The organism is Anseongella ginsenosidimutans (genome assembly GCF_008033235.1).
GTDB classification, from domain to species: Bacteria; Bacteroidota; Bacteroidia; order Sphingobacteriales; family Sphingobacteriaceae; genus Anseongella; species Anseongella ginsenosidimutans.
Genome location: NZ_CP042432.1, coordinates 982,335 through 998,727, shown reverse-complemented (window position 1 = coordinate 998,727; position 16,393 = coordinate 982,335). Strand labels below are relative to the sequence as shown.

At 51.1% G+C, this 16,393-nt stretch carries 9 protein-coding genes; 4 read left to right on the top strand and 5 right to left on the bottom strand.

Translation table 11 applies throughout. The annotated features are described in order from the left end of the window. Together FRZ59_RS04125 and FRZ59_RS04120 are read right to left on the bottom strand one after the other, a co-directional pair. Positions 1–2,769: a TonB-dependent receptor gene (locus FRZ59_RS04125; RefSeq protein WP_132128055.1), complete on the bottom strand. Its 2,769-nt coding sequence runs from the start codon at positions 2,767–2,769 to the stop codon at positions 1–3. After that, complete coding sequence (locus FRZ59_RS04120) at positions 2,766–3,473, bottom strand: hypothetical protein (protein ID WP_132128054.1); 708 nt, start codon at positions 3,471–3,473, stop codon at positions 2,766–2,768. The genes FRZ59_RS04125 and FRZ59_RS04120 overlap by 4 nt, the downstream gene beginning before the upstream one ends. A 165-nt stretch (positions 3,474–3,638) precedes the next feature. Here FRZ59_RS04120 and FRZ59_RS04115 point away from each other — a divergent pair, with 165 nt between their 5' ends. The 4 genes from FRZ59_RS04115 to FRZ59_RS04100 all read left to right on the top strand — a co-directional run bounded on the left by FRZ59_RS04115 (position 3,639) and on the right by FRZ59_RS04100 (position 10,706). Next, complete coding sequence (locus FRZ59_RS04115; protein ID WP_132128053.1) at positions 3,639–4,685, top strand: FecR family protein; 1,047 nt, start codon at positions 3,639–3,641, stop codon at positions 4,683–4,685. A 240-nt stretch (positions 4,686–4,925) separates the two neighbouring features. Beyond that, complete coding sequence (locus tag FRZ59_RS04110; protein ID WP_225975176.1) at positions 4,926–8,234, top strand: TonB-dependent receptor; 3,309 nt, start codon at positions 4,926–4,928, stop codon at positions 8,232–8,234. Positions 8,235–8,245: 11 nt separating this feature from the next. Next, complete coding sequence (locus FRZ59_RS04105) at positions 8,246–9,868, top strand: RagB/SusD family nutrient uptake outer membrane protein (RefSeq protein ID WP_132128052.1); 1,623 nt, start codon at positions 8,246–8,248, stop codon at positions 9,866–9,868. 103 nt (positions 9,869–9,971) lie between these two features. After that, positions 9,972–10,706, top strand: a complete 735-nt coding sequence (locus FRZ59_RS04100; protein ID WP_225975175.1) for a 3-keto-disaccharide hydrolase — start codon at positions 9,972–9,974, stop codon at positions 10,704–10,706. Positions 10,707–10,771: 65 nt separating this feature from the next. On the opposite strand, the gene FRZ59_RS04095 is transcribed toward FRZ59_RS04100, so the two are convergent. From FRZ59_RS04095 to FRZ59_RS04085, 3 genes are all read right to left on the bottom strand, one after another. Then, a complete protein-coding gene (locus FRZ59_RS04095; RefSeq protein WP_158640523.1) occupies positions 10,772–11,383 on the bottom strand; it encodes an RNA polymerase sigma-70 factor in 612 nt (203 codons plus the stop codon). Positions 11,384–11,572: 189 nt separating this feature from the next. Then, entirely contained in the window at positions 11,573–13,135 is a 1,563-nt protein-coding gene (locus FRZ59_RS04090) for a RagB/SusD family nutrient uptake outer membrane protein (protein WP_132128050.1), read from the bottom strand. A gap of 37 nt (positions 13,136–13,172) precedes the next feature. Next, positions 13,173–16,220: a SusC/RagA family TonB-linked outer membrane protein gene (locus tag FRZ59_RS04085; RefSeq protein WP_132128049.1), complete on the bottom strand. Its 3,048-nt coding sequence runs from the start codon at positions 16,218–16,220 to the stop codon at positions 13,173–13,175. Positions 16,221–16,393: the final 173 nt, after the last annotated feature.

The following is a 16,393-nucleotide window of genomic DNA, read 5'->3' as shown; positions in this document are numbered from 1 at the left end:
TCAAAACCTTACGTTATAGGAAACAAAAGGAATGGCGCTGCCGAATATGGATAGTTTATAGCCCTTCACCTTTCCGTTCTCCGATTTAAAATAGACCGAATAAGCATTTCTCCGGCCGGTAATATTATAGATCCCCAATGTCCAGGAATTATGCGTAAGCTGGTCTATTACATGATTTCCCTCGATATTCATGGAAAAGTCCGCCCGGTAGTAGTCCGGGATCCGGTAAGCGTTCCGCTCAGAATAAAGCACCCGCTCTGAACCTCCGTAATCATAGGTGCCCACCGGCAGGGTCACCGGCCGGCCGGTGCTGTATAATAAATTGAGGGAAATACTGAAGCGGTGCGAAAAACGATAATTCCCGATAAAAGTAAAATCATGCGGCTTATCAAAACTGCTGGGATATTCCATGCCCTCATTGATCAGCTCGCCCGCCACGGGATCGTCCATCCGGAGCAGGGAGCGCGACCAGGAATAACTTAACCAGCCATTCATTTTGCCCGTCCGCTTTTTCAGCATGAGTTCGATACCGTAAGACCTCCCTTTTGTATTGATCACATCGGTTTCTATGTGATGGTTCAATACCAGGTTGGCCCCGCTCTTGTAATCGAGGTAATTTTTAAACCGTTTATAATAAAGCTCCAGGGAAGTTTCTATGGTATTCGCTTTCAGATTCTTGTAAACACCGAAGGAAACCTGATCCCCTTCCTGGGGCCGGATATTCGGATCGCTCAGCTTCCAGATATCCGTGGGAGAAATGGCCGCCGTATTGGAAAGCATATGAATATACTGCCTCAGGGTGTGGTAACCCGCTTTAAGAGAGGCCGTTTCGGACAGCGTGTACCTGGCTGAAGCCCTGATCTCCGGGCCATGCCAGGTGTGCGCCACCTTTCCCGCCGGATAACGCAGCGTGTCCCGCACGTTGATCTCTTCCCGGGGGACGCCTTCGGGATAACTGTAGAGTGTTTTTGGCCCCAGGTAATTAAAAATGGAATAACGAAGGCCCACATCCAGGGCAAGCTGATCGGTGACATTGATCTGGTCCTTCAGGTAAACAGCGCTTTCCAGGGCCTGTTCCGCTTCCAGCACATCCGGCACCACCAAAGAACTGCCCCCCGATGGCTTAAAGTAACCTGGATGAAGATGATAATAGATCGTACTCAGGCCGGCGTCAAAAGTGTGCCTGGCATTCAGGAAATAGGTAAAATCCGTTTTGAAATTGTACTGGTTAATATCAAAACCCATTTTATAGGCATTGACGGGGTTTTCCTCGCTGGAGACGCCGTATTCGTACTGATCGTAACCCGCTGTGAAAACACCGTAAAAACGATTGCTGAACAGGCTCTTCCATTTAAGATTGATATTGCGGTTATGATAGCCGTAGAGAGTGTCGGTATTCAGGTTGAAACGGTCCCTGCTCAGGTAACCGGTCAGGTAAAGATTGTTTCGGTCATTGAGCTTATGTGCGAGGTGCAGCGTAAAATCGCCGAAAGAAGCTTTGCTTTTCCCGTATTCCTCCGGCAGCAGGTTCAGCAGCCAGCTGGAATAGGTTGAACGAACACCGGCAATAAAGGAGGTCCTGTCCTTGATCAAAGGTCCCTCCACCGCCAGTTTCCCCGTAAGCAGGCCCAGGCCGGCCGATCCGGTGAGTTTATTTTTATTGCCATCCCGCGTAGCCACGTCCAGTACCGAAGAAACCCGCCCGCCGAATTTCGCAGGAATACTGCTTTTATGCAATTCCACGCTTTTTATCAGGTCCGGGTTGAACGCGGAAAAGAACCCGAATAGATGGGATGAATTATAAATGGTTGCATCGTTAAAAAGGATCAGGTTCTGATCGGTAGATCCGCCCCGTACATTAAAACCGGTACTGGCTTCGCCAACCGACTGTACGCCAGGCAGCGTGAGTACCGCCCGGAGGATATCCGTTTCCCCGAATACCGCGGGCACTTGTTTGATCGCTTTGATACTCAGGCTTTCCATTCCCATTTGAGTCCCCCGGATATTCTGCACCTTTTCCGCATCCACGGTCACTGCTTTCAGGGCGATCACCCTTTCCTGAAGGGCGATATCCAGTTTACCGTTAGAATAAAGCATGATCTGCCGCCGGGTATCGTTCATGCCCATCGCTTTCACGATAAGCGTATGCCGGCCTTTGGGAAGCGTTATGGAATAGTACCCGAATTCATCCGTCACCACTTCGGCGCGGGGGTTTTCTATATAGACAAGCACCCCCGGTATAGTTTCACCCGATGCCGCATTGCGGACATAGCCGGCGATATTGGCTTGACCCTCCGACGACGCGGCGCCTCTTGTCCCGATCGCGAATAACTTAGTTGAAAACGCTGCCGGAGAGGCCTCCTGCCCGTTGTCCCCGTAAACCAAGGACTCGGCCGACATGCTGTCAGGGACCGCTTCGCCCTCAAAAAACCCTCTGGGTAAGCGGGTAATAAGCCGCCTTCCTTTTGTGATGAATACATTCCCCGCATCGTCAAACGAATAAAACAGGTCGCTGTCCCGGAACAATTCCTTAAGCACTTCTTCCGGCGAAGCTTTACTGACGGAGATCGTTACCCGCAGGCTGTCCACCTGTGAAGGGTCGTAATAAAAATGCAGGGAAGTAGCCGCTTCCACCTGCTTCGCGAACGCTTCGAACGAAAGGTCCCTGAACTCACCGCTGATAAGCTGTTTACCCGCCTGGTCCTGGGCGGTAAGGCGGGAATGAGTAAAAAAGCACAGACTAAGCAGGATGAGTAAAAAGTTTTTCATTGGCGGCTTATTTTATCGTAATACTCCGCTATTTTCGCAATGGCAAGGCCGGGATCGTCCCTGAAACGAATCTTTTGCTGTTTAAGGTACTTTTTCAGCATTCCCTTCCGGCCGGCCAGAATTTTTAACACGGCCGCCTTGCTGTCCGCGGGATAATAAACGCCGTCTTTCCCGATGTAAAAGTAATTGCCTGCAATAAATTCACGCTTTACAGTCATTTCCGAAATATGTTCCCTGATCTCCTTCGTCATCCGGACCAGTGTCTTTATTTTCCCGTCATAGGTGGTATGGTAAAAGCCTGCGGGAAGGCCGGAGATACTGTCAGCGCCCAGGCGGACAAAGCGGTAGCCCGGAAACGCAAAATAATCGATCTGCTCGTTCTGCAGGACGATAAGGATGGGGCTATCGTAGGCTTGCACAAGCACTTCATTCCTGGCTATATCATACCGGAGCAATACCTGCCGGTACAATCGTCCGCCGTAAAAAATTTCTCCCCGCTTCCAGTCCTCTGAAACCGCGTAAGGGTGTCCTGTTATGCGGTGAATATAAGGCGTGTATCCCCGGCCGTTGTAAATCCCTGCCTGCTCGCCTTCGAACCGGTCATAAATTTTAAGAGCGTAACCGAGCTGGTCCTGGTAAAATGCATTGTCTGCGGGCGGGAACCGGGGTTTGAGCTGATCTGACTGCGCGCAGGCTTCCTTCATAGGATATGAAAAAACTATAGAAAACCCTAGCCACAGTATAAGTTTATTCATAGTTCAGGTCATGTTGCTCTCATAAAGGTACAAAATTGACAATAATAATTTCCTAAAATTTAGGGATGCCTGGTTCAGAAGTGACTATATACTAAATAAGGCCGGAACAGGTTCATGCAAGAAGAACAAAACCCGTTAAACGAAATACTGCAGCGCTATCTCCAGGGGAAGTGCGGGCCGGAAGAAGAAAAGCTTGTCATGGACTGGTACGATTCGCTGGGCGCAGGCAGGGAACCTCTTTCACTTAGCAGCGAAGAGACTTCAGCATTGAAATACAGGTTGTGGCTAAATATCCGCAGCCGGGCGGCCGGTTTGCCCGGGACCGGGAGTGGGAAAGCCGGAAAGCCCTTCCGGAAATGGTATGTTTATTTATCGGGGTCGGCAGCCGTATTGCTTTTGTTTTTTGCTTTTTTCCATAATCGCAAAGGAACTGAACCTTTCAATGCAGACAATGAGCAGGCGGCAACGGTTCCGGCAATTTATCATAAAACGAATACCAGTTCCAAAACCATCCTGGTGGTATTGCAGGATGAAAGCATGGTCTGGCTGAAACCTTCCGGAAGTATCCGCTACAAAGACTTTGCCGGAAGCCCCCGGCGGGAGGTAACCTTGAACGGGGAAGCTTATTTTGAAGTAGCGAAAAAGCCGGAGAAGCCGTTCCTGGTATATAGCGGGAATGTGGTGACCCGGGTGACGGGGACTAAGTTCAATATAAAAGCTTATGAAAAGGATAAAACCGTGGAAGTAGAAGTCACCGAGGGTTCTGTAGAAGTGAGCAGGGAAAGGGGGCGGGCAGTCAGCAGACGGGTGGCTGACTTAGCGTTAACCGCCAGGCAGAAGGCCATATATCATACCCGGAGCAGGAAGCTGGAAAAATTAAGTATCGTTTCCAGCCAACTGCAGCCCGTAGAGAAAATATCAGAGGGACTGGCTTTTGAATTCAGCGATACGCCGCTTCGGAAAGTCATTGATTTGCTGGAGGAAGCTTACCCGGTTTCCATTGAACTGGAAAACAAAGACCTGGAAAGCTGTCCGCTTACTGCGTCCCTGAATGATGAAACGCTGGAGATCAAACTTGAATTGATCTGCAGGTCAATAGGGGCGACCTTCTATAAAAGCCCGGATAAGATCCTGATATCCGGTGAAGGCTGCAATCCCTGAGGATCGCTGATCTTAAATAAATGTTATATTAAATCACTATGCTCATGATAGTAAATCGGTTTACTTAATTTTAAAAAAGGCCAGACATGTGCGACCATGCCTGACCTTCTCAGAGAGAACCTTCTTCTTGACCCGCTTAAAGGCAGTAAGAAGGCATGGCTTTGCTTTAACAGAATGTTTAACAAAAACCAGAACAAATTTATGAAAATAAGTTCGTCACGTGAATTTATCATCTTTTGCATGAAAATCACAGTATTTCAATTGGCCGTCATGCTGTCGTTTACCAGTTTAAGCCTGGCAAACGACAGCAAGGCGCAAGGAGTGTTGCAAACCCGGGTTAGCCTGGAGACCGGCCATACGTCATTAAGATCCGTCCTTAAACAACTTGAAAGCCAGGGAAACGTAAAGTTTGTTTATAGTTCCCGTATTGTACCTGTAAAAAAACAGGTATCGGTTAATATTGAAGGGCAGGAACTGGAGCAGGTCCTGGACGAACTGCTCCAGCCGTACGGGATTGGCTACGAAGTCATCAACAAGCAGATCGTGCTGGTGAAAGCTCCTTTCCAGGCATCCGCTGCGGCCCCGGAGCCAGGCGGCGGCAGCAGCCTGGTCATTAACCGGGTGCAGCAGACGATCACGGGTAAGGTTACCGACGCGCAAACGGGTGAACCCGTTCCCGGTGTGAACGTCCTGATCAAGGGAACTACTGTCGGCACCTCTACCGATATGGAAGGGAACTATTCCCTGTCAGTTCCGGACCCGGAAGGCAACCCGGTGCTGGTATTCTCCTTCCTTGGCTATGCCAGCCAGGAAATTCCCGTAGGTACCAGTCCGGTAATTAATGTAAGCCTGGAACAGGATGTCGCAGCGCTTGATGAAGTGGTAGTCGTAGGATACGGTACGCAGTCCCGCAGGGAAGTTACTTCAGCCATTGCCACGGTAAAAGCGGAAGATTTCAACCAGGGCGGCGCCCGCTCGCCGCTTGACCTGATCCAGGGAAAAGTAGCCGGCCTCAGCATTACCCGTAACCAGGGAAACAACCCCAATTCCAGCGCAGCCATTCAGCTTCGCGGGATCACTTCGATTGAAGGAGACCGGAGCCCCCTGATCGTTATCGACGGCATCCCTGGCGGCGACCTGGACCTGCTGCAGCAGGACGACATTGCCTCCTTTGACGTACTGAAAGACGGTTCTGCCGCAGCTATTTATGGTACACGTGCCAATGGAGGCGTTATTCTTATCACTACCAAGAAAGGAAGAGCGGGAGAGCCCCGGTTCAACTATTCTACCTACGTGCAGCGCGAAGCGGTGGACAAAAAGCCGGATTACCTGAATGCTTCCGAATACCGGGAACTGATAGACCAGGGCCTGATCAATGAAAGCGAAGACCTTGGCGCGTCCACTGACCTGTACGACATGCTGATCAATAAGGACAACCTGAGCCAGTACCATAACTTTGCCGCTTCGGGCGGAAGCGCCAATACCAATTACCGGGCTTCGGTTTACTTTAACGAAGCCGAGGGGATCGCCAAGCAGAACGGCCGCAAAGAATTCGGCGGAAGGCTGAACATCAACCAAACAGGTTTGCAGGACCGCCTCCACCTCCAGGTAAACTTGGCTACGAATTTCAATAAAGCCAACATGCTGGGCGGGGGAGACGGAGACGATGATTTCGATGACGGTTCCTTCGGCTCCGACTTTGAACAAGCCATCCAGCGGAATCCCACCGCCCCTATCCGCAACCCGGATGGGAGTTTCGTGGAAACGACCGCCTACAATAACTACAACCCCTTGTCACGGCTGGAAAACAGGATCGCCGAGCGGAACGAGCAAACTTTTTCGGGCGATGCAAAGCTTACGCTTGACATCATCGACGGCCTCACCGCTTCAGCTTTCGGCTCCTACGTGAGGAACAACTGGAACGACCGATACTACCGTTCGGTAAACGACTGGGACCAGCGGGAAGGGCAGCAGTACCAGGGCATGGGCTATGCCTCCAAAAGGAACCACCTGGACTGGACCCAGACATTTGAATCCACGGTCAATTACCAGAAGACCTTTGCAGAAGAGCATTCACTGGACGCGATCGTGGGATATAGTTATCAATACGCTACCACCGAGCTTTTCAATGTAAACAACAATGGTTTTACCACGGATGCATTTGAAGACTGGAACCTGGGAGAAGGCAGCGCAATCAGCAATACCGACCTGCCCAGGCCGGGTATGGGCAGCGAAAAATACGATAATACGCTGGTCGCCTTCTTTGGAAGGGTCAATTACTCCTTCAGGGATAAGTACTTTGCCCAGGTGATCCTGCGGCGTGAAGGATCTTCCCGCTTCGGCGCCAATAATAAATGGGGGAATTTCCCGGCGGCTTCCGTGGGCTGGACCCTGAGCCAGGAGGATTTCATCAAGGATATTTCCTTTATCAATAACCTTAAATTAAGGGTGGGTTACGGAGAAACCGGAAACCAGGGTATCCCCAACTACCGTTCGCTGATCACCCTCAGCGGGGGAGGGGTTTACCCGCAAAACGGCGTGTACTACGAAACCTACGGGCCTTCCCGGAACCCGAACCCCGATCTTCGCTGGGAAACCAAGAAAGAATGGAACTTCGGTTTGGATTTCGGCCTGTTTGAAAACCGCCTCAGCGGCGCACTGGACGTTTACAGCCGTACAACGGAAGACCTGCTGTACAGCTACACCACCCAGCTGCCTTCCTTCATTCATGCCGACATTTTCACCAACGTGGGAAGCATCAGCAATAAAGGGGTAGAACTCTTATTAAGCGTGGTAGCTGTTGACAAGCCCGACTTTGACTGGAGCATGGATTTCACTGCCAACTCTCAGTTCAACCGGCTGACTTCCCTTTCTAACGACCTCTATAAAGCTACCTGGCTTGAATTTGCCGGCTTGCCTTCTCCCGGGAACCTTGGGAACGCGATCCGCGTGTACGAAGGCGGAACGATCGGCAATTTTTACGGAAAGCGCTTTGCCGGTTTTACTGAGGACGGGCAATGGCAGTTCTATAAGGCGGACGGCTCTATCGCCGGGGCCGATGAAATGAATGAGGACGACCTTACCGTCATCGGCAACGGGGTGCCCAAATACATGGCTTCCTGGAGCAACTCCTTCCGGTACAGGAATTTCGACCTGACCGTGTTCTTCAGGGGTAAATTTGGTTTTGATATTCTGAACACCAAGGAAATGTACTTCGGCAATAAAAAGTGGCTGCCCAATAACCTGCTGCAAAGCGCGGTGACCACTCATGCGGAGCTGAATGACGATCCCCAGTATTCCGACTATTACATCGAAAAGGGTGACTTTGTGAAACTGGATAACGTTACCCTGGGCTATAACTTCAGCCTGGACAATCCCTGGGTACGCAGCCTGCGAGTATATGTGACCGGCCGAAACCTGGCTACGATCACCGGCTACAGCGGCATTGACCCGGAACTGCAGGACATCGGTTTCGAAACGGGCGTGGATAACAGGAGTTTTTACCCGCGTACGAAGTCCTTTACGATTGGTCTGAACGTTGGATTTTAATACAGAACAACATGAAAAAAATCATAAATAAAGCAGGATTTATTGCCGCGGTATTGATGTTTTTGAGCATAAATGCCTGTACGGACCTCGATGAAAACCTTTATAGCGAGATCCCCAAAGAGAACTTTTACAGGAACCAGCGGGAAGTAATGCAGGCGGTACTGCGGCCCTTCACCCATATGCAGGCCTGGCTTGCCCCCACCGGGCAAAGTGGATTTTACTACCACAGCGCCATGTCTGCCGACCAGCTGGCCTGGCCCCAGAAAGGACGTCACGGCTACGACGGAGGCGACCATATCCGTTTGCATTACCATACCTGGACACCGGAAGAAAGCCGGCTGAGGTCGGCCTGGAACCTGATGTGGACAGGCGTAGGCTTCCTCAACTCAACGCTTGAGGATTTTGAGGAGGTAGACTTTCCTTCCATTGGTATTTCGGAAGAAGAAAAAGCGTCCATCACGGCCGAAGTAAAGGTACTGCGTGCATTTCATTACATGCGGATCATGGATATGTGGGGTAATGTTCCTATTGTCACAAATGTGGCCGACCCGCTGAACGCGCCTACGGCTTCCCGCGAGGAGGTATTTAATTTCGTGAAGGAAGAGCTGGAAGCCAATGTTGACCTGCTTCAGCCGCTTTCACAGGAAACACTTGGCCGGGTATCAAAGGCGGCCGGTTATGCCATGCTGGCCGAACTTTACCTGAACGCAGAAGTTTGGTCCGGCACTCCAATGTGGGATGAGTGCATCGCGGCCTGCGATAAGATCATCAGCGGGGACGTGGGCGGCCTGAACGGCACGCTTTCCCTGGATGAAAATATCCTGGATCCGTTCAGCAATACCAACGATCAGTCAAATGAGAACATTTTCCAGTTCGCTTTCAGCCGCAAGGGCGGATTTACCTTTGACTGGGCCGGTTTCTTCATGGGCTACAGCAATATGTCGGCGGCGCTGAACGTCGGGTATTCCGGCTGGAACGCTTTCGTGGTGATTCCATCGGCATTTGACGCCTTCGAAGAAAACGACCTCCGTAAGGAAGAATGGTTCCTGTTTGGCCCGCAGTACAAGTACGGGACCACCGAGCCTATTCTCGGAACCGAAGAATGGAACGGGGAGCCCCTGGTATATGTGAACAGCATCCGCAGGGAAAGCGAAGGCGACCTGGAGAGCGACGGCGGCATGACCGAAGGAGAAGAGAACAGCGGCGCCCGCTTCCATAAATACCGTTCCGGAACGCTGAACGATGAGAATTACTGGGAGAACGATTATGTGATCTACCGCCTGACGGAAATTTATTTTAACAAGGCGGAAGCGCTTATGCGGAAGAACGGCGGGACGGCCACTCCCGAAGCCGTAGAACTGATCAATGCTTCCCGCCAACGATCATTTGACGCTGCTGACTGGCCGGCTGAAGCCTATACGACCGCTACGCTTGACCTGGATGAATTACTGGCCGAACGCGGCCGGGAATTCATTTTCGAAGGGAAACGGCGTACGGACCTGATCCGCTTCGGAAAATTCACCACGGCAAGCTGGTGGGATCATGAGCCGAGTGATGAAACCAAGGCTTTGTTCCCGATCCCCAGTACGCAGATTGCGTCCAATCCGAATTTGGAGCAGAACCCGGGGTATTAAATTCGAAATGGGTACGCCCGCCCGTGGGGGCGGGCTTTATTTATTTTGGGTTTGGAAGTGGGTTGGTTTAGATTTAAATTGCTCAAAAATTATTTATACATTGATGAAAAGATTGTTTAAAATGGCCGGGACGGGTTACCCGGTGCTGGGAATGGCACTGGTTGTGGCTGCAAGTGCGGGCACTGTAACGGCGCAGGAGCTGAATACGCTTAGCAAAAAAGAAAAGAAACAGGGATGGACGCTCTTGTTCGACGGGGAAACGACCAATGGCTGGCATACTTACCTGAAAGATGAGGCCGGCGCGGCCTGGACGGTCAGCGAAGGCGCGCTGGCATTCGACCCGGAAGCGGGCGAAGGCGGCGACCTGGTTACTGACGGTGAATATGAGAACTACGAACTCAGCCTCGAGTGGAAGATCTCCGAAGGCGGGAACAGCGGCGTTATTTTTAACGTTCACGAAGACCCGGAATACGGGGCAACTTATGTGACCGGCCCGGAAATGCAGGTCCTTGACAATGAAAAGGCGCACGATAATAAGGAAGACGATCACCTGGCCGGCTCCCTTTACGATATGGTAGCCGTAGGAAGGGATGTTGCCAACCCCGCCGGCGAATGGAACCAGGCTCGCCTGCGTTTAAAGGACGCCCACCTGACCCTTTGGCTGAACGGCACTAAAACCGCCGACGTGACCATTGGTTCCGAAGAATGGAAGGAACTGCTCGCGGCCAGCAAATTTAAAGACTGGGAACATTTTGCCACTTACCTGAAAGGCCGCATTGCACTCCAGGATCATGGCAACAAAGTTTGGTACCGGAACATTAAGATCCGCGAACTTTAGCGATCCTGCACCGGCTCCGGGCAACCGGGCCAAAAACCTGATGGGGCTGTAACCTGAAGTGGGGGTTACAGCCCCATCAGTATTATCAGGAGTACCGTTACAAAATCTTTGAGGTAAACCCGGAGCAGCTTCAGTGATTTGGTCAGATGATACTCCACGGTCTTTTCGGAAATTTTAAGCTGACCCGCAATCTGTTTATTGGAAAAATGCCGGCCCCGGCTCAACTCAAAAATGGTCCTGGACTTGAGGGGCAGCTTTTTAATAGACGCCTTGAGGCTGGTATCAAGTTCCCGCAAGCGGAGATCCTGTTCGATCATATTTTCAGCCGGCGCTGAAAAACTATTTTTTATCGCGATCAGATGCCTGGAGGAAAGCATCTGATCGCGAATAAAGTTCATGATCCGGTAGCGGATGGCCGTATGCAGGTAATTTTTCAACGAAGACGTCACCTCCAGTTCCAGCCGTCTTTCCCACAAGCGTACGAAAAGTTCCTGAACCAGCTCTTCCGCCGCTTCCCTTTCACCGGTCTTCTGCCAGGCAACCTGGAAAAGCTGGAGCCAGTAGCGACGATAGATCTCTTCAAATGCCCGCTCCTGCACGGAAACAGGCACTTTCTCCGATCCAATACCCCGGAACAGGCCCGTTAAATGACTATCGGTAAGCTTTCTAAAATTCACAGAATAGCAGGCTTTGATTTTGCAATCCGCCTGCTAAGTTAAGAAATCCGCCAGATATACCCCTTCTGCCGGCCTTAGTTGCACACCTTTATGTGGTCTTTTGGCGGATAACTGAACGGGTTTTCCAAAAACCACCTGGCCTTATAGATCCTGAGCCCGCCCTATTCATTAATTATCCCGGATCCGTTATTAATAGCCGGGATTCTGCGTCAGGTTCTGGTTAAGATCCAGTTCAGTTTGCGGGATCGGCCACCAGTAATCGCGGGCAGGATCGAATATCCGCACCTCGATTTCCTTATTCTCCCAGGTATAAACGGGTCCGTTCATTACCACTTCCGCTGTTTTCCACCTCCTGATATCATTATAATAGTACCCTTCGCCGGCAAATTCAATCCTGCGCTCATGCCGGATCTCATTCCTCATCTCCGCCTGGGAAAGGCCTGCTGGAAACGGAGGCATTCCTGCGCGTGCGCGAACAGCGTTTACGGCTTCGTAAACCAGGGGTCCCGGGCCTGAATATTCGTTCATCGCTTCGGCATACATCAGCAGGATATCCGCATAACGAAGCACCATGTAATTGGTTTCCGACTGTCCGCCCTTCAGATCCTTTTTATCATCGGGCGAAGGAGCTTCGGTATATATCGTATATTTTTCGAGGCCATAGCCGGTAATCGCGAACCGGTCACCTTCAACCTCCTCGCCCATGAAAGTATCCCCTGGAAATACCACCGTTGCATAAAAGCGCGGGTCCAGGTTTTCATACCTGTCACTGATAGGGGTCAGGGGCGATTTGTTCGCCGGAAGGCCGTCTTTCATATAGTAGGCATCCACCAACCCCTGCAGCGGCGCATTTGTATTATACTGCCTTCCGATAAGGTCGAAGGAGTTTCCGCCGTCCGGATAAATGTACTGTACATCGAAGATCACTTCCTCATTATTCTCATTTTCGGGCAGGAATAAGCTCCGGTAATCCGGGAACAAGCCATAACCGGCCTCGCCCGCCATGTCCATTACTGCCTTGGCTGCATCCGCTGCCGCTTTCCATTTTTCCGTATCGTTTTCTTCATTGAACAAAGGACTGGCCTCATACAAGAGGACCCTCGCTTTAAGCGCCATTGCCGCACCCTTGGTAGCCCGTCCCTGGTCAGCGCTGCCATACTCCAGGGGAAGGGCGGCCGCAGCTTCATCCAGGTCCTTCAGCACCTGGGCAATAACTTTTTCCCGGCTGTCCCGCGGAAGGAGGGACTGTGATTTATCGGGAGGATCAAGGATCAGCGGCACATCGCCGTAATAGGTTTGCAGCATAAAATAATAGAGCCCCCGGAGGAATTTGGCCTCAGCCTTCATTCGAGCTTTCAGGTCCTCATCCAGGCCCTCGACCTCGTCTACACGGGCAAGAAAGGTATTGCAGCGGCCTATACCACCATAGCAGCGTGCCCAGCGGTTGGTGATCACTCCGCCGGTGCTGGATGACTGGAGCCCCATGGCAATGGAAGCGAAGCCTTTTGCATCAGTATCATTGTGGGCGTTGGGAGTTGCGGTTTCCTCCCATAAAGGCGTAGCTTCATTCCCGTACACACCGTCCCAGCTCAAAATTCCGTAACAGCCGGTCAGGGCGGCATTTGCCGCTTGTTCTGTTTGCCAGAAACTGCTTTCCACGTATTTATTGTCCGGGGCGGTATCCAGCAGGTCAGGGTTGCAGGCAGTAAGCAGTAAGGCCAGGCCTGTCCCTGCCATTAAGATCTTTTTCATTCCAATTGATTTATCTGTCCGTAACATGATCTCTTTTTTAGAAAGTGACGTTAATACCCCCGCTGAATGTTTTCAGCATGGGATAATGATAAAGGGAAGCGGCATTCACGATTGCCTCGGGATCAAAATCATCGTATTTGGAGAAAGTGATCCAGTTCTGTGCGTTCACAAACACGCTCAGACGTTTGATCTTCATCTGGTCAAGCCAGGAGGAAGGCAAGGCATAACTAAGCTGCAGGCTTTTCAGTCGCAGGTAGGAACCATCCCGCACCCAGAAGTCGGAGAAACGGTAGTTGCCTTCTTCACCGGTACTTTCTGTAACAATGGGAAGCCTGGCATCCCGGTTCTCAGGCGTCCAGGCATCGGTGGCCCATTCCCAGGTAGCGCCTGCGCCGTTATTGAACGGCATGGCCAGGTTATCTACCGGGTAAACTTTTATCCCGGCAATTCCCTGAAAATCGGCGCTGAGCGCAAAACCCTTATAACCAAGGTTCAGCCCGAACCCAAAGGTATATTTGGGCATGATGGAAGAAGCGTTCACCACGATCCGGTCATCCCCGTTGATAATGTCGTCCCCGTTCACATCCCGGTACTTGATATAACCGGGACGGGTGTTATTATCCTGGAAAGCATGAGCTTCCACTTCTTCCGGCGTCTGGAAGATCCCGATCGCATCCAGGATATAGTAGGCGTTCATGATGTCCCCTTCCTGGGTAATGGTGGGAAGATTGGTGCCATCCCCATAAAGGATCTGGCCGTCCAGGTCAATCACCTTATTTTTATTATAACTTACGTTTCCGTGTACATCGTAATTAAAATCGCCGATGTTATTGCGGTATTGCAGCACCAGTTCGATGCCCCGGTTATCTACCGTTCCCACATTTTGTTTGGGGCCTGTCAGGTTCCCTACCTGGTTGGGAAGATTCACCGTACGCAGAATATCGGTGGTTCGCTTATTGTAAACATCGGCCGTAATGCTCAGCCGGTTGTCCAGCAAGGCCGCGTCCAGGCCTATATTATAGGTGGTGGTCGTTTCCCAGTGGATGCTGGGATCGGTATAGCTGTTCGTAGCTGCGCCTGGCGCTAATTTTCCTCCGAAATTATAATTCTGCCCCAGTTCCACTCCTGGTTCGTAGCTGTATAAATCAACTGCCTGGTTACCGAGCGATGCGATGGAAGCCCTCAGCTTGAACAGGTCGAACCCTGAAGAGGAAAAGAAGGCCTCCTTGTCAATGCGCCATGCGGCAGAAAGGGAAGGGAAAAAGCCCCAGCGGTTGCCCGGGGCAAAACGGGACGAACCGTCATAGCGGAAGGTTGCTTCCAGGAGGTATTTTTCATTATAGTCGTAATTAAGCCTTCCAAAGTAAGAGATCAGCACGTCTTCTGTGGAATACCCCCCTATGGACAATCTTTCGCTGCCGGCGCCAAGTGCCGGAAGGGAGCCGTCCAGGTAGCCGGTCACCTGAGCGTCAAACGTCTTTTGCCTGAAGTTATGATAATCGGACCCGGCCATGATCGAAAAGTTATGGCTTCCCGCAAACTGGTGCTGCCAGCTCAAGGTATTGTAAAAGTGGAGATTCAGGTCGTTATCATCGTAATTGTAGGACCTGGGCGCCGTAGCCGGATTATTCCAGTTCTGCCTCGCGCCGGTTTTCGGATGAAACTTTGCCATTTGGGGAATAAAGCGCTCCCTGAAGCCGTCGTATTTGTCTACCCCCAGCTTCACCTGGTATTGAATATCAAAGGGCAGCCTGTAGTTTGCATAGATCGTGGAAAGAAAACGCTGAACGATCTTATGATCATTCCCCTCCAATGCCAGCATTCGGGGATGCTCCCAGTTATTCCGTCCGGTAGTTCGGATCCAGGGGAAGCTGTACCGTCCGTCCTCCAGTTGATCAGGCATAATTGGCAGGGACCGCATCAGCGCCTGCCAGTAATCGCCGTTGGAGTAGGAAGGCTGTGTATAATCGCGGTAATAGCCGTTTAGGGTAAGTCCTATTTCAAGGCGTTCACCCAGGCTGGCCGTCGTATTCAGCCCCAGGGAATATTTCCGCTCGTTATTATTCGGGCCAATAATGACTCCGTCCCGGTCAAGATAACCTAGCGAAACGCGGTAACGGTATTTATCGCCTCCGCCTGAAGCGCTGATATCATGCTTCTGTATAAATCCGTTATCCAGGGCTATGTCAAACCAGTTACTGCTGGGATAAGTAATAGGGTCAGTGGCCATCCCGTTAATATATTCCTGCATCTGTTCCTCCGAATACTCTGGTGTGGACTTGCCACTATTAAGTACTGCCTGATTTTTAAGGTCCATATATACCGCGGGATCCCAGATAGCATCAGGAAGAGTGGTTGGCTGCTGCAGCCCAAAGTAATTATTATAGGTCACCTGAGCCCGCTGCGTACCTTCCTTGGTAGTAACCAGGATCACGCCATTGGCGGCCCTGGACCCGTAAATGGCAGCAGAAGCGTCTTTTAACACTGTTACCGTAGCAATATCCGCCGGATTCAATTCATCCATAGAATATTCAATGCCGTCCACCAGCACCAGGGGATTATTATTGTTCAGCGTTCCGACGCCTCTGATCCGTATCGTGGCCCGGTCAACTCCCGGCATGCTGTTGCCCAGGTTCACGAACAGGCCGGGCAGGCCATGCAATGCATTGCTGACATTGGTCAGGGGCTCGTTTTCCCTGGTTGACAGGTCAAGGGTCGTTACAGCCCCGGTAAGATTTTCCTTTTTTTGCGTACCGTAGCCTACCACCACTACTGATTCCAGTTCCTCCAGGTTAGGCTGAAGCTTAACCGTCATCGTACCCTGGGCATCCGCCGCTATCTCACTGGATAAGTACCCGATGGACGTGAATACGAGTACGGATCCCGGCGCCGCCGAAAGGCTGAAATTGCCGTCAATGTCGGTTGAAGTTCCCACATCGCTTCCTTTTACCTGCACCGACACTCCCGGCAGCGGAAGTTCATCATGTGCGGAAAGCACTTTCCCTTTTACCGTTATATCCTGCGCCTGCAAGCCGGCAGAGATAAAAAGCAGCATAGGAAGTACTGCAGCAAGTAATGATCTCATAATGTTTGTTTTTTTAGTTTATCTGCTTTCATTTTATTGTTCTTTATATCATCTTGTAGATTATTGAATCGCAAAACAAGCGTTACCAATTAAACAGAACGTTGCTTGAACGTTATTGAATTATTAGTTCCAGGTGTATTTAATGGTGCATTCACGAATTATATCAAAAGCAC